The sequence below is a fragment of the Ralstonia sp. A12 genome (genome assembly GCF_000801955.1).
Lineage (GTDB): Bacteria > Pseudomonadota > Gammaproteobacteria > Burkholderiales > Burkholderiaceae > Ralstonia.
The window spans coordinates 14,895-37,901 of the sequence record NZ_JSZO01000004.1; the positions used below are offsets into that span (position 1 = coordinate 14,895).

Annotated in this window: 22 protein-coding genes; 14 read left to right on the top strand and 8 right to left on the bottom strand. The window is 65.7% G+C overall.

Annotated features, from left to right (window positions below; translation table 11 throughout):
* Window positions 1-28: 28 nt before the first annotated feature.
* A complete protein-coding gene (locus tag PI87_RS07755; RefSeq protein ID WP_039597140.1) occupies window positions 29-778 on the bottom strand; it encodes an IclR family transcriptional regulator in 750 nt (249 codons plus the stop codon).
* 221 nt (window positions 779-999) lie between these two features.
* Between PI87_RS07755 and PI87_RS07760 the strand changes: the two genes are divergently transcribed.
* The 3 genes from PI87_RS07760 to PI87_RS07770 all read left to right on the top strand — a co-directional run bounded on the left by PI87_RS07760 (window position 1,000) and on the right by PI87_RS07770 (window position 4,582).
* On the top strand, window positions 1,000-1,890 hold the full coding sequence (locus PI87_RS07760; RefSeq protein WP_039597141.1) for an HpcH/HpaI aldolase/citrate lyase family protein: 891 nt from the start codon (window positions 1,000-1,002) through the stop codon (window positions 1,888-1,890).
* A 64-nt stretch (window positions 1,891-1,954) separates the two neighbouring features.
* Entirely contained in the window at window positions 1,955-3,040 is a 1,086-nt protein-coding gene (locus PI87_RS07765; protein ID WP_039597142.1) for a porin, read from the top strand.
* Window positions 3,041-3,076: 36 nt separating this feature from the next.
* On the top strand, window positions 3,077-4,582 hold the full coding sequence (locus PI87_RS07770) for an MmgE/PrpD family protein (protein ID WP_039597143.1): 1,506 nt from the start codon (window positions 3,077-3,079) through the stop codon (window positions 4,580-4,582).
* Window positions 4,583-4,643: 61 nt separating this feature from the next.
* Here PI87_RS07770 and PI87_RS07775 read toward each other — a convergent pair whose 3' ends face one another.
* Window positions 4,644-5,078, bottom strand: a complete 435-nt coding sequence (locus PI87_RS07775) for a PaaI family thioesterase (RefSeq protein ID WP_039597144.1) — start codon at window positions 5,076-5,078, stop codon at window positions 4,644-4,646.
* A gap of 275 nt (window positions 5,079-5,353) precedes the next feature.
* Here PI87_RS07775 and PI87_RS07780 point away from each other — a divergent pair, with 275 nt between their 5' ends.
* On the top strand, window positions 5,354-6,484 hold the full coding sequence (locus tag PI87_RS07780) for a porin (protein WP_039597145.1): 1,131 nt from the start codon (window positions 5,354-5,356) through the stop codon (window positions 6,482-6,484).
* A gap of 132 nt (window positions 6,485-6,616) precedes the next feature.
* Here PI87_RS07780 and PI87_RS07785 read toward each other — a convergent pair whose 3' ends face one another.
* Window positions 6,617-7,675, bottom strand: coding sequence for an ABC transporter substrate-binding protein (locus tag PI87_RS07785; RefSeq protein WP_039597146.1), 1,059 nt, complete (start codon window positions 7,673-7,675; stop codon window positions 6,617-6,619).
* Window positions 7,676-7,821: 146 nt separating this feature from the next.
* Here PI87_RS07785 and PI87_RS07790 point away from each other — a divergent pair, with 146 nt between their 5' ends.
* Together PI87_RS07790 and PI87_RS07795 are read left to right on the top strand one after the other, a co-directional pair.
* Complete coding sequence (locus PI87_RS07790; protein WP_039597147.1) at window positions 7,822-8,502, top strand: response regulator; 681 nt, start codon at window positions 7,822-7,824, stop codon at window positions 8,500-8,502.
* Window positions 8,480-9,955 (top strand): sensor histidine kinase, encoded by a 1,476-nt coding sequence (locus tag PI87_RS07795; RefSeq protein ID WP_039597148.1) that lies wholly within the window; start codon window positions 8,480-8,482, stop codon window positions 9,953-9,955. Before PI87_RS07790 ends, PI87_RS07795 begins: the two co-directional genes overlap by 23 nt.
* Window positions 9,956-9,976: 21 nt before the next feature.
* Here PI87_RS07795 and PI87_RS07800 read toward each other — a convergent pair whose 3' ends face one another.
* The 3 genes from PI87_RS07800 to PI87_RS07810 all read right to left on the bottom strand — a co-directional run bounded on the left by PI87_RS07800 (window position 9,977) and on the right by PI87_RS07810 (window position 13,432).
* On the bottom strand, window positions 9,977-11,641 hold the full coding sequence (locus PI87_RS07800) for an S-layer protein (protein ID WP_039597149.1): 1,665 nt from the start codon (window positions 11,639-11,641) through the stop codon (window positions 9,977-9,979).
* A 276-nt stretch (window positions 11,642-11,917) separates the two neighbouring features.
* On the bottom strand, window positions 11,918-12,787 hold the full coding sequence (gene dinD / locus PI87_RS07805; protein ID WP_039597150.1) for a DNA damage-inducible protein D: 870 nt from the start codon (window positions 12,785-12,787) through the stop codon (window positions 11,918-11,920).
* A 168-nt stretch (window positions 12,788-12,955) separates the two neighbouring features.
* The gene (locus PI87_RS07810) at window positions 12,956-13,432 is read right to left on the bottom strand and encodes an RrF2 family transcriptional regulator (protein WP_039597151.1); all 477 of its coding nucleotides are present in this window, start codon (window positions 13,430-13,432) and stop codon (window positions 12,956-12,958) included.
* Window positions 13,433-13,654: 222 nt separating this feature from the next.
* Between PI87_RS07810 and PI87_RS07815 the strand changes: the two genes are divergently transcribed.
* From PI87_RS07815 to PI87_RS07835, 5 genes are all read left to right on the top strand, one after another.
* Window positions 13,655-14,860, top strand: coding sequence for a globin domain-containing protein (locus PI87_RS07815; protein WP_039597152.1), 1,206 nt, complete (start codon window positions 13,655-13,657; stop codon window positions 14,858-14,860).
* Window positions 14,861-14,897: 37 nt separating this feature from the next.
* Window positions 14,898-16,109, top strand: coding sequence for an NnrS family protein (locus tag PI87_RS07820; protein WP_039597153.1), 1,212 nt, complete (start codon window positions 14,898-14,900; stop codon window positions 16,107-16,109).
* Between the two features lie 70 nt (window positions 16,110-16,179).
* Window positions 16,180-17,637, top strand: coding sequence for a MocR-like pyridoxine biosynthesis transcription factor PdxR (gene pdxR, locus PI87_RS07825; protein ID WP_039597154.1), 1,458 nt, complete (start codon window positions 16,180-16,182; stop codon window positions 17,635-17,637).
* Between the two features lie 79 nt (window positions 17,638-17,716).
* A complete protein-coding gene (locus tag PI87_RS07830) occupies window positions 17,717-18,154 on the top strand; it encodes a carboxymuconolactone decarboxylase family protein (protein WP_039597155.1) in 438 nt (145 codons plus the stop codon).
* Between the two features lie 68 nt (window positions 18,155-18,222).
* Window positions 18,223-18,639: a hypothetical protein gene (locus tag PI87_RS07835; protein ID WP_039597156.1), complete on the top strand. Its 417-nt coding sequence runs from the start codon at window positions 18,223-18,225 to the stop codon at window positions 18,637-18,639.
* 3 nt (window positions 18,640-18,642) lie between these two features.
* Here the strand turns inward: PI87_RS07835 and PI87_RS07840 are convergent, their stop codons facing one another.
* Entirely contained in the window at window positions 18,643-19,932 is a 1,290-nt protein-coding gene (locus PI87_RS07840) for an MFS transporter (RefSeq protein ID WP_039597157.1), read from the bottom strand.
* 284 nt (window positions 19,933-20,216) lie between these two features.
* Here PI87_RS07840 and PI87_RS07845 point away from each other — a divergent pair, with 284 nt between their 5' ends.
* A complete protein-coding gene (locus PI87_RS07845) occupies window positions 20,217-20,444 on the top strand; it encodes a YgaP family membrane protein (RefSeq protein ID WP_039597158.1) in 228 nt (75 codons plus the stop codon).
* A gap of 4 nt (window positions 20,445-20,448) precedes the next feature.
* Window positions 20,449-20,964, top strand: a complete 516-nt coding sequence (locus tag PI87_RS07850) for an RNA polymerase sigma factor (RefSeq protein WP_039597159.1) — start codon at window positions 20,449-20,451, stop codon at window positions 20,962-20,964.
* Window positions 20,965-20,987: 23 nt separating this feature from the next.
* Here PI87_RS07850 and PI87_RS07855 read toward each other — a convergent pair whose 3' ends face one another.
* Window positions 20,988-21,872, bottom strand: coding sequence for a LysR family transcriptional regulator (locus PI87_RS07855; protein ID WP_039597160.1), 885 nt, complete (start codon window positions 21,870-21,872; stop codon window positions 20,988-20,990).
* Between the two features lie 122 nt (window positions 21,873-21,994).
* Here PI87_RS07855 and argC point away from each other — a divergent pair, with 122 nt between their 5' ends.
* Entirely contained in the window at window positions 21,995-22,930 is a 936-nt protein-coding gene (gene argC, locus PI87_RS07860; RefSeq protein WP_039597161.1) for an N-acetyl-gamma-glutamyl-phosphate reductase, read from the top strand.
* Window positions 22,931-23,007 lie beyond the last annotated feature (77 nt).

Genomic DNA, 23,007 nt, shown 5'->3' on the forward strand with positions numbered 1-23,007 from the left:
ACTGGTGTGGCGCGCCTGGGCGCCTGCGCTACGCCTGTAGTGCGCCGAGCGGGTCGGCCTGGGTGGTGGCTGCGCCTGAGGATGGGAGGTCGCCGCCCAGCGCGTGTGTCAACTCGGCGGCGGCGTCCAGCACGCGCGGCAGATAGTCGTTCTGCACTTTCTTGTTGAAGCGGTAGCGTGGGATACCCAGCGAGATCGTGCCGCTGAGCACGCGGCCAACGCCGAACACCGGGCAGGCAATCGCCGCGCTTTCCGCATCGCGCTCCGCGATGGAGACGGCGTACCCCTGCTCCACGACCTTCTCGTGCTCCGCGCTGCGTGTGCCGGAAAACGCCAGCAGCACATGCCCTGCGGCACCCACATCGAGCGGGAAACGATCGCCTTCACGCAGGTTGGTCCGCACCGAGCGCTCGGCGTGGAAGCGGAACAGGCAGACGCGCTGGTCGCCTTCGCGCACATAGAACGCGGAGGTTTCGCCGGTCTCCTCCGAGAGTCGGGCGAGGATCGGCGCGGCGTGCTCGCGCAGCTGGAACGACTCGCGATACGTCATGCCCAGATGGAAGTTGGCCGGCCCCAGCACATAGCGCCCGTCCGGCAGCCGCTTGATGAAGCGGAACTGCTCTAGCGATTCGAACATGCGCAGCAGCGTGCTCATGTTCAGCCCGGTGGCCTCGCTCACCTGGGCAAGCATCAGCCCATTGGGGGCGTTGCCGAAGGCGAGCAGGACGGTCAGGGCGCGATTGACCGCGGAGACGCCACCCTCTGTTTGCGTGTTCATGTGGACCTCGTGACGTGCTGGCCGACGCGCTGATGGCGTCGCTAGAAAATGAAAGTTGTTTTCATTATATTTGTGAGCGCGAATTTGGCAATAGTCGCGTAGACCTGCTCGGCTGGTGTGGGGGTTTTCGTGTGCAAGCAATCACAAGGGTTAACGATAGTCTTGACGAATTCGATGCCAAACACAAAAAATGAAAGTCACTTTCATTTTAGTGAGTCAGCATGTTTTCGTTACCCTTGCCGGTCTGGCGCTCGCTGTTGTATGTGCCCGCCCATGTCCCCCGCTACGTCACCAAAGCCGAGGTGTGCGGGGCCGATGCCGTCATCCTCGATCTGGAAGACGGTGTGCCGCCCGAACAGAAGGCGCAGGCGCGCGGCGCGCTTGCCGAAGCGATTCCACGCCTGGCCCGCATCGGCTATGACCTGCTGGTGCGCGTCAATGGCCCGCTTGAACCGATGGCGGCCGACCTGCGTGCCGCTGTTCTTGCGGGCGCAAGCGGCGTCGTCCTGCCCAAGGTGCGCGGCGCGGCCCATTTGGAGGCCATTGATGAACAACTGGCGTTGCTGGAGGACGCCTGCGGCACCCCGCTTGGCCGGACCCGCATCATCGCCATCATCGAAACGCCGCGCGCCTTCGAGGTGATGAGCGACATTGCGCGCGCCACGCCGCGAGTTGCGGCCCTGATGCTTGGCGGCGGCGATTTTGCGCTGTCCTGCGACAGCCGTGCCAGCGCCGAGGTGCTGCGCGTGCCGAAGCAACTACTGGTGATCGCCGCCCGGGCCGCCGGCGTCCTGCCGCTCGGCCTGACCGGGGGATTGGACGTACTGGACGATCTCGATGCCTTCGAGCGTGCGGCACAGCAGTCCGTCGACATGGGCTTTGCCGGCGCCACCTGCATCCATCCCGCACAGGTGGCGGTCCTCAACCGCGCATTCATGCCCTCGGCTGACGAGGTCTCCGACGCCAGCGCGCTGCTGGCTGCCTTCGATGCTGCGCGCGCCGAGGGCCGGGGCGCGCTCCGGTTCGACGGGCGGATGGTCGACGCCCCTGGCATCACACGCGCGCGCCGCGTGCTTGCCCGCCATGCCGCCAGCCAGAGGCGCATGCCATAGCCCCGATTTGCCGGCGCCGCCGGCACTTGCCGTACCTCAAAAATCAAAACAGTAGGAGACAACCATGACCACGCGAATGTTCGCGCTATGCGGACTGGGCCTTCTTTCGGCCAGCGCCAGCGCACAGTCCACCCTCACCTTGTATGGCGTTGCCGACGTCTATACCGAATTCCTCACCAGCCAGGCAGCGCCGGGCGACGGTCGCGCCGTCACGCAGACGCGCATGGCCTCGGGCGGCAAGAGCGGCTCGCGCTGGGGTTTGAAGGGCAAGGAAGACCTGGGCGGTGGTTGGCGGGCAGCGTTCCGCCTGGAGAGCGGCATCAACCTCAATAACGGCACCGGAACGGGTTCGGGCGGGGGCGGCTTTGATCGCTCCGCGTGGGTGGCGCTGGAGAACGACCAGTGGGGCATGCTGCGCCTGGGCCGACAATACTCCACGCTGTTCGACGTCATGGAAAAGTACTCGCCCACCGGCGCGTACTCCACGCTGTATGAGCCTGCCGGTGCCATCGTCGGCCTGAACTTTCGCGAGAACAGCGTCGTGAAGTACCGGTTCGAGACCGGCCCGCTGGCCGTGCAGGCGCACTACGCCTTGGGTGGTACGCCGGGCTCGTTCCAGACCAGTGCTGCGTACGGCGCCGGCTTTGACTATGCGAGCGGCCCGCTGTCGTTTGCTGCGGCCTATGACAACGTCAACGGCGCGCAGCTCAGCAACGTCACGCATTTCCGGCGCTACTCGGCGGCCGCCATGGTCGCACTGGGCCGTGCCGAGTGGATCGTCGGCCTGACCGAGGGCAATGGCAACGTGAACACGCCACTGGTGGTCACGCGCTACACGTTCCTGTGGACGGGGGTGCGGTATCGCCTGTCGGAGCGCCTCCAGGCCATCGGCGCGTTCTATTACGAGAATGTCCGCGCGCAGAACCCCGCGTCCGGGCAGCCCGCGCCACAGTTGACCAATCCGCAGCAGGTCACGGTACAGCTCAACTACTTTCCGTCGAAGACGACGACGCTCTATCTCGCGGCCGGTGCCGCACACCGCGCCGCGCTGGACTTCGACAACTACAACTACAGCTTCTTGCACTACTCGCTCGCCAGCGGCCGCTCCGTCAGCACGGGCGTGGCGTTGGGCATGCGCAAGCTGTTCTGATGCTCAAACAAAAGACCCAAATCAGGAGATCGTGACATGTCCATCACGCTTGCGCGCCGTCGCGCGTTTTTGTTGCGTGCGCTTGCCGGTACGGCTGGCGTTGCCTTTGCGGGGGCCCCGTCGGCGCAAGCCCTTGCGGACGCGGCCAAGCTTGCCGCCAACGCCGTGCCGCCCATCGCCAACCGCTTGGCTGAATACGTGCACCGCCTGCGATACGAAGACATTGACGCCGGTGCGCTGGAAGCGTTGAAGCTGCGGCTGGTCGATACGTTCGGCTGCGCGCTGGCGGCGTTGAAGGAGCCGGTGGTCCAGCGGTGTTTCCATCTTGCGCAAGCCGGTGCGAGTCATGCTTCGACGCTGATCGGCGCCGCGCAACGCACGACGCCGGAGCTTGCCGCCTTCGCCAATGGCGCGGCCATCCGCTACTACGATCTCAACGATGGCTACGCCGCCAAGGAGATCGGGCATCCGAGCGACTTCATCTCGGTCAGTCTTGCCGTGGCGCAATCGGAGCGGCGCTCGATCCAGGATTTCATCCTGGCCTCGCTCATCGCCTACGAAATCGAATGCCGGCTGTTCGATGCCGCTGCCATCAGCCCGCGCGGCTGGGACAACCCGAGCTACGGCGTGGTCACCGCCGCCTTGACCGCCGGCAAGCTGATGCAGCTCTCGGTCGAGCAATTGACGCAGGCCGTCAACATCGCACTCATTGACCACGTGGCGATGAACCAGACCCGAACGCAGGTGCTGTCGAACTGGAAGGGGCTGGCCGATGCGTCGGCCGCAAAAAGTGGTGTCTTTGCCGCCAGCCTTGCACGGGAGGGCATTACCGGCCCCAGCCCCATCTTCGAAGGCAACTACGGGTTCGAGAAGCTCGTCGCCGGCCAACCGATTGCCATTGATACGACGGCGTTCGGCGGGCCGGGCCGCCCGTTCCGCATTGCCGATGTGCTGGTGAAGCCGTATCCCGCACAAGGCCACACGCTGACTGCGGTGGAGGCAGCCATCCGGCTGTCGGGGCGCATCCACGATCCGGCACAGATCGACAAGGTGGTCGTTGCCACCACGCAGCTCGGCTACAAGATCACCGGAAGCGGGCCGTATGTCTGGGCGCCGGCCACCAAGGAAACCGCCGACCACAGCATGCCCTACGTCGTGGCGCGTGCCCTCCTCGACGGCACGTTGACGAACGCGAGCTACGCCCCCGAGAAACTCGTCGCCGCAGATGTGCGTGCGCTGATGCCCAAGATCCGTGTCGAGGAAGACCCGGCGCTCACCGCGCTGTATCCGAGGCACATTCCGAACCGCATCTCGGTGTATCTGCGTTCGGGGGAGGTGCTGACTGAACGCGTTGACGACCTGCCGGGCGCACCCGATGCGCCGCTGACCCGTCAGGCGATCGAAGCCAAGTTCTGGCGCACCGCAGGCACGGCCATCACCCGCGCGAACGGCGAGGCATTGATCCAGCGCATCTGGTCAATGGAGCAACTGCGCGGTGTCGATGCCCTGTTCGAGGCCGCCATGGCGGAGCGGGCGGCTTGAGCGCAGCCGGTTGCGCTCATAAAAAAGGGGGCGCTGAGGCCCCCTTCCTTGTTGCCGCCCCTTACGGACGGCGGATGACACACGTTGCCGTGGCATGTGCCAGCAACGTGCCGTCCTGCGTCTTGAGCGTGCCTTCCGACACGCCGATCGTGCGCGAGACATGCAGCACGCGGCCAACGGCCACCAGCGGCGTATCCACCGGCACCGCCTTCACCATCTTCACGTTTAGGTCGACCGTGCCGTAGCCGACACCGGCTTCGAGCATGGAATGCACCGCGCAGCCCGTCACCGAATCGAGCACCGTGGCCGCAAAGCCGCCGTGCACACCGCCCAGCGGGTTGAGGTGGCGCTTGTCGGCCTGGGCGCCAAAGTGCACGGTGCCGGGCTCGATGGCGTCCATCGACATCGGAATGGTTGCGCTGATGGACGCGCGCGGCAGCTCACCGCGCGACATGGCCTGCAGCAATTGCAGGCCGGTCATTTGGGACGGATGCATGGGAAGGTCAGGTGGGGTTGGGTTGGAACGGTTCCACACTCTACCGCGAGCCGGATTTCCATGACTGCAATGCGTTGCAGCGGCCGGCGCAACAACGCCCCAATGCGGGCGAACCCTAACGTTGCGCGCATGCCGACGCGAAAGGCTCCAGAAAGGTGGCCCCCTCTACGCTCGCCCAGCGATTGCATCGGGCGGCCTGACCCCCTGCCCTTGCGCGTCACCCAAAGCCGGCATCACGACCGAGCACCCATCACCCACAAAGGAAGGAGACTTCAATGTCCCGTATCAAGTTCGCCCTCGCGGCGACTGCGGCCGCCGCGGCCACCCTGGCCGCCACCGGTGCCCACGCACAAGCGTCGAGCGTGACGCTGTACGGCCTGATCGACACCACCATCAGCACCGTCAACAACACCAACGCGGCCGGCGCACGCACCACCGGCTTCCAGGTGCCCTGGTTCTCGGGCAGCCGTTGGGGCCTGACCGGCAAGGAAGACCTGGGCGGCGGTACGTCGGCCATCTTCCGCTTGGAATCCGAGTTCGAAACGCCGACCGGCAACATGGACACCCCGGGCGTGCTGTTCAACCGTGACGCATGGGTGGGTCTGTCGAGCGAAGCGCTGGGCAAGCTGACCTTCGGCCGTCAGAACGCCATCGCGCGTGACGTCTCGGCCATCTACGGTGACCCGTACACCAGCGACAAGGTGAGCCTGGAAGAAGGCGGCTACACCAACGTCAACAACTTCAAGCAACTGATCTTCTACGCAGGCAGCGCCACGGGCACGCGCCTGAACAACGGTGTGGTGTGGAAGAAGATGTGGGACGGCCGCTTCCTGACCGCCCTGGGCTACCAGTTTGGCGAAGTGCCGGGCCAGTTCTCGCAAGGCTCCACCGAATCGCTGGCCCTGGGTTACAACGGCGACAGCTTCCACGTGGCGGGCTTCGCGCAGCAGGCCAAGGTCAACGGCTTTACCGACCGTTCGTACTCGGTGGGCGGCAACGTGATCCTCGGCATTTTCCGCATCAACGCTGGCTACTTCCACTACACCGGCGAGCAGCCGGCCGCGATCGGCAATCGCAGCGACAACGCCTACACCCTGTCGCTGAAGGTCGCTCCGCAAGGCGCCTTCGACTACGAGATCGGCTACCAGATCATGAAGGCCAACAACGCCGCCTTCGACGCCAACGGCAACACGCTCAACGCGTACGCCAGCGTGTTGGGTGCCACGGCGTCGGGCAGCGGCCGCAAGAGCACGCTGTACGGTTCGGTCTTCTATCACGTGTCCAAGCGCACCGAGTTCTACGTGGCGGCCGACTACATGAAGCTGAAGGATCAGTACATCGTGGGCTCGACCAACGGCCACAACAGCCAGACCGAGTTCGGCGTTGGTATGCGCACCCGCTTCTGATTGGGGGTTCGGAACCTGCTCGTGATCCGTCGCGAGCAGTTCGAGGTTGGTCTGAGAAGCGCAGCCGTACACGTGTACGGCGAGCATCGCAGGGCCAAGATCGGGCCGCGCAGTGGGATCATGGGCAGGTTCTTAGCGCTCGCGCACCTGATCGACGTACTTGTTGGTATAGGTGCGCGAGAGATCGATGTGCTTGTTGCGCGCGTTGGCATTGCTGGCGGCGAGGACGCGCAGGACGGTGGGTGGGCCGTCGTCCGGCATGCGTCCGTCGGTGCTGAAGGTGGGCAACGCGGCGGCAAGCGTTTTGACGTAGAGCTCGGAATGTTCGCGGCGGAATTCAGCCGGCATGCGCGCGGCAATGTCCTCCGCATTGTGCGTGTGCATGTAGCGCAAGGTCCGCACGAAAGCGCGGGCCAGTTTGGTGGCCAGTTCCGGATGCGCTTCGAGCCATTCGGTCTGCAGATACAGGCACGCGGCCGGGTACGGGCCGCCCAGTGCGGCGCGCGTGCTCTCCAGCGTGCGCAGGTCGAGCAGCACGCGGGCCTCGCCGCCGCGCACCAGGCGCGAGGTAGTCGGGTCGGTGGTCATGCCGGCATCGATGCGGCCGCTGCGCAGCGCCTTGGCAAAGCTGTGCTCGGCGCCGACCGGCAGCATGGTGTAGTCACCCGCAGACAGGCCCTGTTGTGCCATCAGGTAGCGCGTGAGAAAGCTGGTGGACGCGCCCAGGCCCGTCACGCCCAACGTGCGGCCGCGCAGATCGCGCATCGATTCCACCGTGGCGGGCAGCCGCGTGGAAACCACTTCCGCCTCGCCCGGCACCTGGCTGAATACCACGATGGCGCGCACTTCCTTGCCCTTGGCCTGCAGGTCGATCGTGTGATCGTAGAAACCGACCACGCCTTGCGCAAAGCCGGTGAGCAGCTCGCTCTCCGCATCCACGCCGGCGGGCTGCGAGAGCAGTTCCACCTCCAGCCCTTCGTCACGGAAGTAGCCAAGGCGCTGTGCCAGCGTGGCAGGCAGGTAGATCATCTTGGCGGTGCCGCTGACCATGATGGTCAGGCGCGTGGGGTCTTGCGCCAAGGCGTGCGCAGTCACCGCCACCAGGCAGGCAGCGAGCAACGGCGTGATCCAGCCTCGAGGGCTGCGGGCGCGCATACTTCGCCCACGTCCCCTGCAGGTAAAAACACCCATTGAGTTGTCTCCGGCTCTTTTGTAGATATCGTATCGCGCGGCCCGGATTTGGTGAGTGATGCATCCGGCGCGCGTAGGCAGCCGTCACCATTCTAGGAAGCGGCAACCCACAAATCGCTTTCATTTTTCGGACGCGCTGTTTTCGTATGAAGCTGCTCCTGATCGAAGACAACGCCCCGCTGGCGCACTGGCTGTCAGAAGCCCTGCGCCGCGCGCACTTCACGGTGGATCACGCCACGGATGGCGAATCCGCCGATAGCCTGTTGCTCACGCAGCACTACGACGTGGTACTGCTGGATCTGCAGTTGCCCACGTTGTCGGGGCAAGGTGTATTGCAACGTTTGCGCAGTCGCCGCAATGCCGTGCCGGTGCTGATCCTGACGGCCAGCGGCGGCATTGACGACAAGGTTGCCTGCCTGGGCGCCGGTGCCGATGACTACCTCGTCAAGCCGTTCGAGATCCGTGAATTGATCGCGCGCATCCAGGTGTTGGTGCGGCGCAGCACGCCCGATCAATCCGTCGAGCTGCACTGTGGCGATTTGACCTACCACACCGGCAGCCGCACCTTCGCGCTGGCCGGCCAGCCGCTGGTGCTGCCCGCGCGTGAGCACACCGTGCTGGAAATCCTCATGCTCAAGCTCGGGCGCACCGTGTCCAAACCGGCGCTGGTCAACGGTGTGTTCGGCCTGGACGAAGAGGCGAGCCCCGAAGCCATCGAGATCTACATCCACCGCCTGCGCAAGAAGCTGGAGCATTCCACGGCCACCATCGTCACGCTGCGCGGCCTCGGTTACCTGCTGCGCGATGCGTCAACCCAACCCTCCTGAACAACCGGCGGCACAGGCGGCAAAGGCGGCACGGGCCACCTCACGCGCGCGCAGCCTGCGTGCGCGGCTGGTGCTGTGGCTGGCGTTGCCGCTGGTGGTCTACGTGGCGGCCGATGCCTGGCTGGACCTGGCCGCCGCGCGCCACAACGCCGATCTCGTCCATTTTCACGCGCTGGACACCGCCGCACAGATGATCAGTGGCCAAGTCGAATGGGACGAAGGCCGCTTGCGCGTGTCAGTGCCGCCGGCGGCGCTGGCGGTGTTCGCCGCGCCCGAGACCCAGGTGCGCGACCAGATTGCCTACCAGGTCAGCACCGAGCATGGCCGCCTGCTGGCCGGGCGGTTGGATTTCGGTACGCGCCCCGCCTTTGATGCCGCGGGTCTGGCCGATATTGGTACCTATACCGATACGCTGGAGGGTCAGCCCGTGCACGTGGCGGCCGTGGTGCGCACCATGTACGACGCCGGGCGCACCGAGCGCGTTGTCACCCGCGTGGCGCAAACCATGAGCGGCCGCGACGCGATGATCCGCCAGTTGTGGTGGCCGTCCACCGTGCGCCAGCTAGCGCTGGTGGGGCTGGCGCTGGCGATGATCCTGATCGGCCTGACGCTGGAGCTGCGGCCGATTTTGCGGCTGGCGGCCAACGTGTCGGCGCGCTCGCCCACCGATCTGGCGGCGCTCAACCCCGATGGCTTGCAGCGTGAACTGCAGCCGATTGCCGGCGCGTTCAACCAGTACTTGCAGCGTATTGCCGACAACGCACTCACGCAGAAGCGCTTCATTGCCGATGCAGCGCACCAGATGCGCACGCCGCTGGCGATTCTCGACACACAGATGCAGGTGGCGGCGCAAACCAATGCCGACGATGCGCTGCGCGAGGTGCTCAAAGCTGCGCGCACCAGCACGCGCAATCTGGCCGATCTCATCAATGATTTGCTGCTACTGTCGCAGGCCGAGGCCTCGGCCGCCACCAGCGAGACAGTCGACCTGATGCAAGTGGCGCGCACGGTGCTGGAAGACCTGGCGCTGCTGGCCGATGGCCGGCGTATCGATCTGGGCATGGAGCACGCTGAACAGCCGGTTTGGACCTCCGGCAACCGCACGCTGGTCGCGGCCCTGCTGTTCAACCTGGTGGACAACGCGGTGCGCTACACGCAGGAAGGCGGCCACGTCACCGTGCATGTGTCGGCCGACTACGGTTGGGCCATGTTGACGGTGACCGACAACGGCCCCGGCATTCCGCCCGAGGCGTATGCGCGTGTGTTCGAGCGCTTCACGCGCCTGGCGAGTGCGCACATTCAGCAGACCCAGGGCAGCGGCCTGGGTCTGGCGATCGTGCGGCAGATTGTCGACCGCATGGGCGGGCAGGTTGCGCTGGCGCCCGGCCCCGGTGGCGCCGGGCTGGCGGTGACGGTGTGGCTGCGGCGGGCCGAAGCGCCGGCCGCCGCGTGAGTTGCTGCTGCTACACCGGCCTTACTGCACTGACACGAATACCGGGTTCGAGTAGAACCACAGATCGTTGTAGTTGCGGTCGTTGATGGCGTTGAAGCGCGCTACGTTTTCTGTCACCACGGTCTTCTGGTCCGGCAGCGGGTTGCCGTTGCTGGTCTCGCCCGACACGTTCATGCCGAGGTTGGTGCCGCGCAGGCGAAAGTACTGGTTCTTGGCGGCCGTGTAGGTGTACGTGATGCTGTTGTAGCCGTCGGCATCGACCTTCCAGTCGGCCTTGGTGAAGGTGGCAATGACCTTGGTGGAGTCGTTGGTGTCCTTCGTATAGGCCGGCGTGCCCGATGCAGCCTTGGCGGTCACGTCCCCCGCGATCAGGTCAACGTGGTCGACCACCGGGCGCATGTTCGCCTTGAAGCCGCTGCCCAGCGGGTACTCGTAGTTGTTGTGGTCGGGGCTCTTGAAGCGGATGGTGATCGTCACCTTGTCGCCGGCGCGGGCGGCGAGTGTGGCGCCCATGTCGGCCGACGCGGCCGCATTGCCCGCGCGGAAGTCCAGCGCGTTGATCAGGTCACCAAACACCGCGAACGACTTGCCCGAGCGCATGGCCGTCAGCAGCGTCTTCAGATCGGTGCTGGTGCCCGGCAGCCAGAGGTAGGTCTTGGCGTATTCACCGGGGTAGTAGCCGCTGCTGAACTGCTGCGTGGCATCGACTTCGAAGTGGTGGTCGGAGTCGGCAAAGTTCCACACGCGACGGCCCTCGCCCAGCAGTGCATCCCAGATGCCACCGACTTGGGCGACCACGTAGTCGACGCCGCCGTAGGTGCGGTTCTTCAGGTTGGCGTCGACGTATGCGCTGTTGTAGCCGCCGCGGTCGGGCTCCATCTGGTTGCCGACCATGCCCTCGATGCCGAACATGATGTCGGGCGCGGTGTCGTTGAATTCGCGGAAGTCCGCCACCGTGTACTTGCCGGGGTTGCGTGACGGGTGGTTGATCAACCCGTAGCTGCTGTTCGGGTAATTCGTCTTGAGCCATTTGAACGCGTTGACCACATCTATATGCGTGGTGCCGGCACGCGGGCCCTCCTGCTGCCACGCGGCCACATCGTTCGGGTCGAACAGCGCGGTGGCCTGCTGCGTGAAGAAGTATTCGAACTTGTTCAGGCCCTTGGCCGAAGTCTGCAGCTTGCCGGTGCCTTCAAAGATGCCGACGTTCAGGTGGTCGTGTGTCGGCATGTCCCACTCCGCAGCGGAGAAGATCAGCTTGCCGGCGTACTTGCCTGCGGTCTGCGCGTCAGCGATGGCGGGCATCTCATACTTGGCGACGCCGGCCGATGCGGCAATCGAGCCGCCCGGCAGCGTGGCGCCCGTGGCATCGCGCGGCGACGGACGCAGGTGGTTCGATACCGCCATCCAGTCCAGGCTGCTGGCGTTGAATGCGCGATCGAGCACGGTCGCCAGCGGCGTGACGGCATCGACGGACTCTGCCGTGTGTACGTGCAGGTCGCCCGTCGTCCACATGCCTTGCGGTTTGGCCGGCGGTGTCGTCGGAGTGGTCGGCGTTGGGTTGGCCGGTGTGGTGTCAGGGCCGGCGGTTGTCGGGGCATCGTCGCTGCCACCGCACGCGTAGAGGCCGAGAGACAGGCACACAGGCACAGCAATCGCGATCAGCGTCTTCTTGGTTGAGAGCATCGTGGTTTCCAGTCGAAGTGATGAGGTCGGGCAAACGTTCCTGGCCGCCCATGCGGTGTGGGCGGCTCTTGCAGAGCCAAAACGTTTGCGCGGCCGAATCTTGGTGACGGACGATGACGCTCAGGTGAAATCGGCGCAGGAGTTTGCTCGGTTTCCTTAGCGAGCGCTGAGTTGTTCTGGTCGGCAGAATGTTTGCGCGACGAGGTTCTGGTGCACGGAATGCGCACAGGAAAAACCGCCTGCTGGAGGCGGTCGCTGACTCGGTCGCGGGTGGACTCAAGCGTTGTCTGGCTCGGACGATCCGGCGTCACGTATCAGTCGTTGTTGTTCCTTCTCGATCTGTCTGATGCTCTTGGCCGGGGTCGGTAATTTCTCCGGCATGGTGCCGCCGATCTCGACAATGGTCTGGCGTACCTTGGCGCCCACCTCGCGGTGCGTTTCATTGGCTAGGCGCTTGCCGCGCACGTTGTCACGGCGCAGCTTGTCTTCGGTCTGCGTGGCACGGAACAGGTTGGCGGCCAGCTCCGTGCTGCCCATGTGGTCCAGGATCTTCTGGCTTTTCTTCAGGCCCTTGGTGCTGTGGATGTCCTTGGCGCCCAGCCCACCGTACAAGCCTTTGTAGCCATGATCCTGAAAGATGGCGTAGTCCAGCCCCGACTCCACGCCGGCACTCCTGGCTGCGGCCGTCAGCGCCTTGTTGTGCTCGGTCAGTTCACCGCGCAGCATGAGGCGTCGGGTGTCTTCGGAGCGTTGGCCGAAGCGCGCCTCGTCCGCCAGCTCCTGGCGGCGCGTTTGCAGCGCGAAGTAGGTTTGTCCGTTTGCAATGACCGATTTGGAGGGATCACCGTTCTGGACAATCAGGTAGCAAGCGTAGCGGGAGAGCCGATAGTCGGACACTGCACGCTGTGCACCGGAACCGAGATCGACCATTTTGATGGTCTCGTTAAAATGGTCCGCCGCTACATGGCCCGAGCGCTCGCACGCAATCTTGGCCTTCTCGATGAGCCGCGAGAAGTTGTGCCAATGCGGATATTCCAGTAGAGGTGCCAGCTCACGGGCAAACCAGAACTCGGAATGATCTTCGTTCCGCTGTTTGATGTTCTCGAAAGTGTGTTCGTGCTCGGTGCGGATGCGCTTGTCACCCATGTCTGCCTCCTTTTGGGGGCACCTGGGCACGCCGTCGCCGCGGTTGGGCGAACCGTCAAGCCTGGGTGCCTAGTGTTTGCGGAGCAGACAATCTAGGCGGGGCCAGGCACGGAAGCTGTCAAACGTTGTCAAGCACGCCCGAGCGGGCGCTTCTGGATGGTGAAGCGATCAACCTGACTTGCGTTTGGTCGCACGCGGCATCGGCAGAGCCACGCCCTCCCCCAAGGCCCGGCTCAACGCGTTGGGCTTGTCGACCAGGTCCTGCAGCGTGTACGTATCGAGCACCGCGAAATACGCACGTAGCGCGTCGTTCAATACGCCGCGCAAGCCGCAGGCGCGGGTGATGACGCAGTGGTTGTCGTCCGCGCGGAAGCACTCGACCAGGCGGAAGTCGGGCTCGGTGGCGCGCACCACGTCGCCCAGGTTGATCTCGGCAGCCGGCCGGCCCAGCGTGATGCCGCCCGCGCGCCCGCGCACGGTGTGCAGGAAGCCGTCTGCCCCAAGCTGCTGCACGATCTTGATGAGGTGGTTCTTGGGAATGTCAAACGCATCGGCAATGCGCTGGATCGTGACCAGCTCGTCCGGGTGCACGGCCACGTAGATCAGCGTGCGCAGGGCGTAGTCGGTGTAGTCGGTCAGTCGCATGGCAGGTGCGTTGTGCGCAAAACATTCATGAAGGACACATCTTACGGGTAAGCGAGCGCCTTGGATGCGCTGGTTTGCCGCAGGTCATATTGTTGTACGAAAAATGCACGTTTAATAGAATCGGTCTCAGGAAGTCGCAAGAACACGCTGCAGCACCACAGAAAGTGCAACGGCGCCCCCGGTCTTATTTGTTGCATCTAATACACATATTTGGAGCTTTCCATGCTGTCCGAACAATCCAAACCCCTGATTGATGCCAGCGTGCCCGTGCTGCGCGAGCACGGTCTGACCATCACGCAGACCTTCTACCGCAACATGTTTGCCAGCCACCCCGAGCTGACCAACCTGTTCAACATGGGCAACCAGGCGAATGGATCGCAGCAGCAGTCGCTGGCCTCCGCGGTGTTTGCGTATGCGGCCAACCACGGCAACAACGCGGCGCTGGCCCCGGTGGTCGCGCGCATCGTGCACAAGCATGCGGCCGTGGGCATCAAGCCGAGCCACTACCCCATCGTTGCGCGGCACCTGCTGGGCGCGATTGCCGAGGTGCTGGGTGATGCCGCCACGCCGGAACTGCTGGCCGCGTGGGATGAGGCCTACTGGCTGCTGGCCGCCGAGCTGATCGCCGCAGAGGCCCGCCTGTATCAGCACGCCGGCAGCGGCCCGGACCATCGCCAACCGGTGCGCATTGTCGAGCGCCGCCAGCAGGCAGAAGACGTTGTCTCCTTCACGCTGGAAGCCGTGGGCGATGCACCGCTGGCGTGCTTCCTGCCGGGGCAGTACATCTCGGTGCAGGTGGAACTGGCGCCGGGCGTGCTGCAGCAGCGCCAGTACAGCCTGTCGGACGCGCCGAACGGCCGCACGTGGCGCATCTCGGTCAAGCGCGATGCCGGTGATGGGGATCGCCCCGCCGGTACCGTATCGAACTGGCTGCATGCCCATGCGCGCGAAGGCGACGTCCTGCTCGTCAGCCAGCCCTATGGCGACTTCGTGCCGCAGCTCGCCACCGACAACCCGATCGTGCTGATGTCGGCTGGCGTGGGCATCACGCCGATGATCGCCACGCTCAACACGCTGGCGCAGCAGAACAGCACGCGCAAGATCGTGTTCAGCCACGCCGATCGCGCAGCGGCACATGTCGCGCACACCGACGATCTGGAGCGCGCCGCACGGGCCCTGCCCGACTTCGAAGCGCACGTGTTCCTGGAGTCCGGCGAAGCGGCGGAATTCGTTGCACGCCCAGCCCAGCCCGGTTGCATGACGCTCGACACCTTCCTCGAAGGCCATGCGGCGAATGCGGACTTCTACCTCTGCGGCCCGCTCCCCTTCATGCAGGCCCAACGCGCCGCGCTACTCGCGGAAGGGGTGCCGGCGGAGCGCATCCACCGCGAGGTGTTCGGCCCCGATCTGCTGGACGACATCCTGTAAGCCGCCAATACTCATCGCCATCGCCCGGGAGACCACCATGCCCCGCCCTGCCCCGCTGCTGACCATCGGGCAACCGGACCCTGCCAGCCGCGTACCGTATGCGGGGCCTCCGGTGTTCGCGCTCGGCTTTCGCCCGTTCTATCTGCTGGCGGCGGCGTTTGCTGCAGCCGGCATGGCAGCGTGGGCGATGCTGCTGCTGGGCGGCATGGCGTCGGCACACGGTCCGGCGCTGGCACCGTTGTTCTGGCATGCGCACGAGATGGTGTTCGGCTTTGCCGCGGCAGTGGTCGTCGGTTTCCTGTTCACTGCCGGCAAGAACTGGACGGGGCTGCAGACGCCACAGGGCAAGTCGCTGGCCGTACTCGCCGGGCTGTGGCTTGCGGCGCGTGTGCTGATGTGGACGGGGCCGCTGCCATTGGCCGTGGCGGCCGACGTGGCCTTTCTGCCGGCGTGCGGCGTGCTGTTCCTGTTGGTTCTGCGGCGCGCACGCAGCGCGCGCAACTACGGCCTGGCGATTGCGTTGCTGGTGCTGGGCGCCGTCAACGCCGGCTTTCATGCGGCACTGGCGATGGGCGCGCCACTCGCCGCGTTGCGCTGTCTTGATGCCGCAGCCGGGTTGATCTGTGTATTCGTCACGGTCATTGGCGGGCGCGTCATCCCGATGTTCACGACCAACGCTGTTCCTGGCGTGCGCATCCGGCGTTTCGTGTGGGCCGAGCGCACCGTGGTGCCGCTGACGGTGTTGGCCGTCGTGGCACTGGCCGTGCCGATGGGCGGCCTCGTGCCCGCCGCCGTGTTTGCCGCTGCTGCCATTGCGCAGGCGGCCCGCTGGATCGGCTGGGAGTCGCGCCGCACGCTGCGCACCCCCATCGTCGCCATCCTGCATGTCGCATACGCCTTCCTGCCGCTCGGCTTTGCCATGCTGGCGGCCGCCGCACTCGGTTGGGGCGGCCGCTCGACCGCGCTGCACGCGCTCATGGCCGGGGCCATCGGCGGCGCCATCGTGGCGATGATCACGCGCACGGCACTCGGTCACACCGGGCGCCCGTTGCGCGTGGGCCGGGCAGAGACCTTTGCCTATGCCGCCATCACGCTGGCTGCACTGGTGCGCGTGGCCGGGCCGATGCTGTTGCCGCGCGGTGTGTGGATCGGCGCCGCGACAGCGCTGTGGGTGGCAGCCTTCGCCGTCTATCTGTGGCGCTACACGCCGTGGCTGCTGGCGCCGCGCGTGGACGGCCGCGAGGGTTGAGCGCACAACGTTGCCCGCCGCCGCGGCGGCTTTCGTAGAATGGCGCAGCCCAACGCTTCCCGCGTCCACGATGGATGTCCATTTGACGATCCACGGCCGGCATGACCTTGCCGGCCAGCTTTACCGCCAGTTGCGCACCGCCATCCTCGACGGCCGCCTTGCGCCTGGCGAGCGGCTGCCTTCCACGCGCGATCTCGCGCTGCAGATTGGCGTGTCACGCAAGACCACGCTCGATGTGTTCGAACGCCTGATTGCCGAGGGTTACCTGCGTTCGCGCGCGGGCTCCGGCACCTTCGTGGCCGAAGCAACGCAGGGGCTGGCCGGCCGCACGCCGCGTGTGTCGCCGGCCGAGCAAATTGCCGCGCCTGCACCGTCCACGCACACCTTCGCCACGCCGTGGAACGACGTGCCCGACGTACTGCCCATGCCCCGCGCGAGCATCGTCTACGACTTTGTAGGCGGCGTGACCGAGAAGCGCCTGTTCCCATTCGACAAGTGGCGCAGCTGCGTTGCACACGGGTTGCGTTTGCAGGCGCGCGGGCGTGGTGCGTATCACGACCCGGCGGGCGACCAGACGCTGCGCCTGGCCATCTCACGCTATCTGGCGTTCAGCCGTGCGGTGGTCTGCGCTTGGGGCGATGTCGTCGTCACGCAGGGTGCGCAGCAGGCCATCGATTTGATCGCCCGCGTGCTGGTGCGTCCGGGCGATACCGTGGCGATTGAAGACCCGGGCTATCCGCCCGCACGCATCGCGTTGCAGGCGCTGGGTGCCAACGTGGTACCCGTGCCGGTGGATGCGGAAGGCCTCGTGGTCGACGCACTGCCACCGCGCACCAGGCTCGTCTACGTGACACCGTCGCACCAGTTTCCGCTCGGCATGCCGATGAGTCTGGCCCGCCGTGCGCAACTGCTCGACTGGGCGCAGCGCCACGGCGCGCTGATTGTGGAAGACGACTACGACAGCGAGTTCCGCTTCGACGGCCGGCCGATGGAATCGCTCAAAAGCCTGGACGCGGCCGGCTGCGTGGCCTACGTGGGCACGTTCTCCAAGACCATCTTTCCGGAGCTGCGCATCGGCTACGTGGTGCCGCCGGCTTCGCTGCTCACGCCGCTGCGGCGCGCCAAGCAGGTGGCCGACTGGCATAGCGAATCGCTCATGCAGGCGGCGCTCGCCAAGTTCATGCTCGACGGCGACTTTGGCAAATACCTGCGCCGCATGCACAAGGAATACGTGGCACGGCGCGATGCCCTGCTGCGGCATCTGCGCGGGCCCCTGGCACCGTGGATGACGCCGCTGCCGTCTGCTGCCGGCATCCACATGGCCGCGCAGCTACACGCGCCGCTGCAAGAGGCCGCTGTGCTGAAGCTGGCCGAAAGCGTGGGCGTGGGTTTGTATGGCACGACCAAGATGCATGTCGCGCGCGCCCCGCAGCCCGGATTGCTGATTGGCTACGGCTATGTGAACGAGGTGGAGATCGATGCTGGCCTTGGCCGGTTGGCACAGGTGCTCGCCAAACTGGCTACCTGAAACTACACAGGAGTGGCGCTGTTTTGGTGCCACTCGAACCCCTAATCTGGCACCTGTCACCTCGCACTGGAGCCCGATCATGGAACCCCGCCTCGACTTCTACAAAGCCAATCCCGCCGCCATCCAGGCCATGATGGGCCTGGAAAAAGCACTGAGCAAAAGCCCGCTGGAAAAGCCGCTGACCGAACTCGTGCGCCTGCGCGCCTCGCAGATCAACGGCTGCGCCTACTGCGTCGATCTGCACACCAGCGACGCACGCAAGGGCGGTGAGGACGACCGCCGCCTGGCCACCGTTTCCGTTTGGCAAGAAACGCCGTTCTTCACCGACCGCGAACGCGCCGCGCTGGCTTGGACGGAAGCCGTCACCCTCGTCGCTGAAACCCGCGTGCCGGACGATGTGTGGCAGGCCGTGCGCGCCCAATTTTCCGATGCGGAGCTGGTCGACCTGACACTGCTGGTGTCCACCATCAACGCGTGGAACCGGTTGGCGATCAGCTTTCGCAAGCTGCCCGCCTGAAGGGGGCGGGCGGATGGGCGGCGCCTATACTCCAGCGATCGGCGCATCTCGCCTGCACTGGAGTTTGCATGCATCCCGTCCGCACCCTCAGCATCAACGTCGAACGTCACTTTGATGATGTGGCCACCTTCCTGGCCGAGCCGCTGAACTACCCCACCTGGGCGACGGGTTTGTCGACCGGGCTGACACCCAGCACGCAGGGCTCGGGTGCGGCGCCCGACGAGTGGATTGCCGATGCGCCGCAGGGCAACGTGTTCATCCGGTTCAGCCCGCCCAACACGTTTGGGATTGCCGACCACTGGGTGCGCCTGCAGGACGACACCGTCATCTATGTGCCGCTGCGCGTGGTACGCAATGGCGCCGGCACCACCGTCTCGCTCACGCTGTTTCAACTGCCCGGCATGGACGACGCGCAGTTCGAGGCCGATGCCGAATGGGTGCAGCGCGACCTGGTGAAGCTGAAGACGGTAGTGGAAGCCGAATAACGCTCAGACTTTCTCCGCCCGCGGGGCCTGCAGCACGGCTTGCGGACCCGACGCGCCGGACGGTGCCGCCAGCGACGGATCGCCATGCGCATCCGACCCCTTCACCTGGCTCACCCAGAACACACAGAACAGCCCCGCCGCCACGGCCAGCCAGCCGTTCAGCCCGTAGCCATCAATGTGGCCGCCCGCGCCGGTGGACAGCAGCAGCCCGCCGATCCAAGCGCCCGCACCTGTGCCCACTGACATCACCGCGCTGTTGGCCGAGAGGAACGCGCCGCGTACCTGCGGGGCGGGCACGGTCGTCATCAGTGCCTGCATCGGCACCATGCGGCTGGAGAGGATCACCATGAAGCACGGGAAGAACAGCAGCATGCCGATGAAGGGCCAGTCGGGCAGATGCGTCATCACCAGCACCGGGATGAACGCCAGCAGTGCCGCCACCACGAACACGCGGCGGCGGCCGTAGCGGTCCGCCAGCTTGCCCACGGCGCGTGAGGTGAAGAACGACGCCGCCCCACCTGCCACGTACAGCCACGACAGATCCTGCGGCGCGATGCCGTGGTTGGCCACCAGCACCGGTGAGATGAACGGGATCACCAGCATGTGCGAGCCCATCATCACGAAGGTCAGGAGGAAGGCCCGCAGATGGCGCGGGTTGCTCAGCAGCTGCCACAGGCCCGCGAGGATCTCGCTGGGGGTCTGGCGGGTGTTGCTCAGGTGTTCAGTGAGCGGCGGGATGGTGTGCCGTGCGCCGAGCCACGTCAGCGCGGTCATCACGGTCAACAGGTAGAACGGCGCCGTCCAGCCGAGGTGTGCACCGAGCGCGATGCCCACCGGCACACCGGCCATGGCCGCCAGCGCAAACGACGACATCACCACCCCAGTGGCCGCGCCGCGCCGCGCCGGCGGAATCACATCCGACAGGATGGCGAGTACGAGCGAGCCGAGCACGCCGCCCGTGAGCCCCGCAAACGCCCGCGCAAACAGCAGCATGCTGTAGCTGCCTGACAGCGCGCAGGCCAGGTTGGCCAGTGTGAACAGGCCGTACACCGTCAGCAACAGGCGGCGCCGGTCAAAGCGATCGGTGTACGTGGCGGCCAGCAGGCCAGAGGCGCCGGAGCACAGTGAATACACCGACACCGCCGTGGCAAACGCCGCCGGACCGATGCCAAACGTATGCATGATCTGCGGACCGAGCGGCATCATCACCATGAAATCCATGATGACGGTGAACTGCGTGAGCGCGAGCAGCCAGAGCAGATGCCGCTCGCGCTTGGAGTCAAGTAAGGGCATGGGAGAGGGCAGAGAAAACGGAGAGGGGGCGCGTATTTCCGTGGCGGAGATCGCCTGGGTGATTCTTGCGCCGCGTTATGTCTAAAAACATATCTTAAGATAGTTATCGCGGCAGGCGAAGTCAACCCAAATTTGCGTGACACGCATGCAACGGCGGCCATCATGCGCTTGCCGTGTGAGTACGGCGCAGTTTTTTTTGATGGGCGCGAATCCGTTTGGCGCGACGGTGCCTCTAAGGGGCGAGGACTTCCCTCACCTTTCGTCCGACCCCATTGGAGAACATCATGTCGTTTCTGAAATCTGCGCTGTATGTAAAGAACGTGCCGAACTGGGAGCGCGCCGTGCGCATCGTGCTGGCGCTGGCTGTTGCGGTGGGCGGGCTGGCCCTGGCGGCCGCGCCCTGGAGCTGGTTGCTGGCCGCGGCCGGTGCCGGCTTTGGCCTGACCGGCGTGGTCGGTTTCTGCCCGGCGTGTGCGCTGGTCGGTCGCCGGCGCCAACCCCCGCGTAACTGACGCCATGGATCTTGTCCGTCACCAACCCCTGCTCGACGCCGCCCGCGCGGGTGACGTATCGGCCATCGAGCGCCTGCTGGCGGTCTGTCAGCCCGATATCCGCCGCTATGCGCAGCGCAACTGCCTGATCTCCGACGTGGATGACGCCGTGCAGGAAAGCCTGCTGGTGCTCTCACGCAAGGTGGGCTCGCTGCGCGCGGCGGCGGCGTTCTCGAGCTGGCTGTTCGCCATCGTGCGCCGCGAGTGCCATCGCATGGCGCGCAAGGCTCTCTCGACCGACCCGTGGGATGACGACAAGGTGGAAGCCTGGCTCGCGCGTCTGCCTGTGGACGACCTGCGCCACGACGTGGCCGCCGCGCTGGAATCCTTGCCTGCGCACTACCGCGAGATCATCGTGCTGCGCGACCTGAACGAGATGACCATCGGCGAGATTGCCGACCAACTGCACGAGACCCGCGCGGCGGTAAAGAGCCGCCTGCACCGGGCGCGGCAACTCACGCGCGAATACCTGCTCGGCTGACGTCCAAACCAAACACCGTGGTGCTACCGCGCGCGCATGCCCCACAGCACGTCGAGCACATGCTGCGTTGCGCGTTCGATATGCCCCGCCCGATGCGCAATGCCGAGCTGACGCCACAACGCCGGGCGCAACGGCCGCATGATGATGCGGGCATCCGGTACCGGCGTGGACGCTTCGTGCGGCAGCAGCGTGGCGCCGTAGCCCGCTGCCACAAGGCTCTTGATCGCATCGTTGTAGTTGAGCTGGATGCGCGGTGCGGGGTGATGGCCGTCGGCCGCAAACCACTCCGTCGTCAGGCGCGAGAGCCGCGTGGTGGTGTCGTTGAGGATGAGCGGCTGCTCAGCCAGCCATGCTGGCGTGACACGCGCCGGGCACTGCCAATGCGCCGGCAGAAATGCCATGACCGGGTCGCGCCGCCACGGCTTGATCGCCAGCCCCGCCACCTGCGATTGCGGCAACGCTACGAGGCCGATGTCGAGTGCCCCATCGGCAAGACCCGCCAGCGTCTCTTGCGAGGTGAGCACCGCCACCTGCACGTCGATGCCGGGGTGGTCCTGCCGCAGCACCTCCAGCGCCTGCGGCAGCAGATGCGCGATCGCGCCGGTGGAAGCGCCCAGCCGCACGCGCCCGCTCAGGCCCTGCACCTGGCGCTGGATGTCGTCCAGCGCCTGTTCGGCATCGGCGAGCAGCTTGCGGGCGCGGTCCACCATCACCTCGCCGATGGCGGTGGGCTGCACCTGCCCGCGCTTGCGCGTGAGCAGCGGCGCGCCCACGCGATCTTCCAGCTCGGCAATGTGCAGGCTGACGGTGGGCGGCGCCAAATGCAGCGCGCGTGCCGCGTCGGCAAACGAGCCGCGGTCGGCGACTTCCACCAGGGTACGCAGGCGGTCCAGGCTGATTTCACGCATGGGTGTCGATCGTTCAGAAAAGCTGAATATGGTGGTTGTGAAATTCAACTTTTCATATTCTAGATCGCGCCCGAAGATGGTGGCTCGCACTGACCCTCTTCTTTCCATTGGAGCGCCCCGCCATGTCCACGCCCCTTGTCTTCATTGACGGTGACCAAGGCACCACTGGCCTGCTGATCCACGAACGCCTGCGCGGCCATGTGGATCGGCGGGATCTGGCATTGCTGACGCTGCCCGCCGACGCCCGCAAAGACCCGCAGCGCCGCGCCGAGGCCATCAACGCGTGCGACATCGCCATCCTGTGCCTGCCCGATGCGGCTGCGCGCGAGGCGGTGGCGTCCATCGTCAACCCGGCCGTGCGCGTGATCGACGCCAGCTCCGCACATCGCACCACACCTGGCTGGACGTACGGTTTTCCGGAGATGGCGCAAGACCAGCCTCAGCGCATTGCCACTGCATCGCGCGTGACCAATCCGGGGTGCTATCCGACCGGCGCGATTGGCCTGCTTGGCCCGCTGGTGCACGCGAGTCTGGTGCCGGCGGATTACCCGATCAGCATTCATGCGGTGTCTGGCTACTCGGGCGGTGGGCGCGCTCGCGTGGAAGAGCACGAGGGGCCGAACGCCGCGCACGCGTTGCCGTTCCAGATGTACGGGCTGGGACTGGCGCACAAGCACGTGCCGGAGATCCAGCAGCACGTCGGGCTCTCGCAGCGGCCGATGTTCGTGCCCGCGTACGGCGCGTATCGCCAGGGCATCGTGCTGACGGTGCCGCTGGAGCAGCGCTTGTTGGCGCCCGGCGTTGATGCTGCCCAGCTGCATGCCTGCTTGGCCGACCACTACGCGGGCGCCCAGCATGTGGAGGTGATGCCGCTGCAGGTGTCGTCGGCGCTGCCGCATCTGGACCCGCAGGCGCTCAACGGCACCAACGACATGCGTCTGGGCGTGTTCGCTAACGACCACGGCCAAGTCCTGCTGACGGCGGTGTTCGACAATCTCGGCAAAGGCGCCTCAGGTGCGGCGGTGCAGAACCTGGAGTTGATGCTGGCGCACGCCTGAGGCCGGCGCGCTGACTTGCGCGCCGCAACGACGGCAGGTAGTGGGAAATCGAATGGAAGTCATCGCAACATTTAATT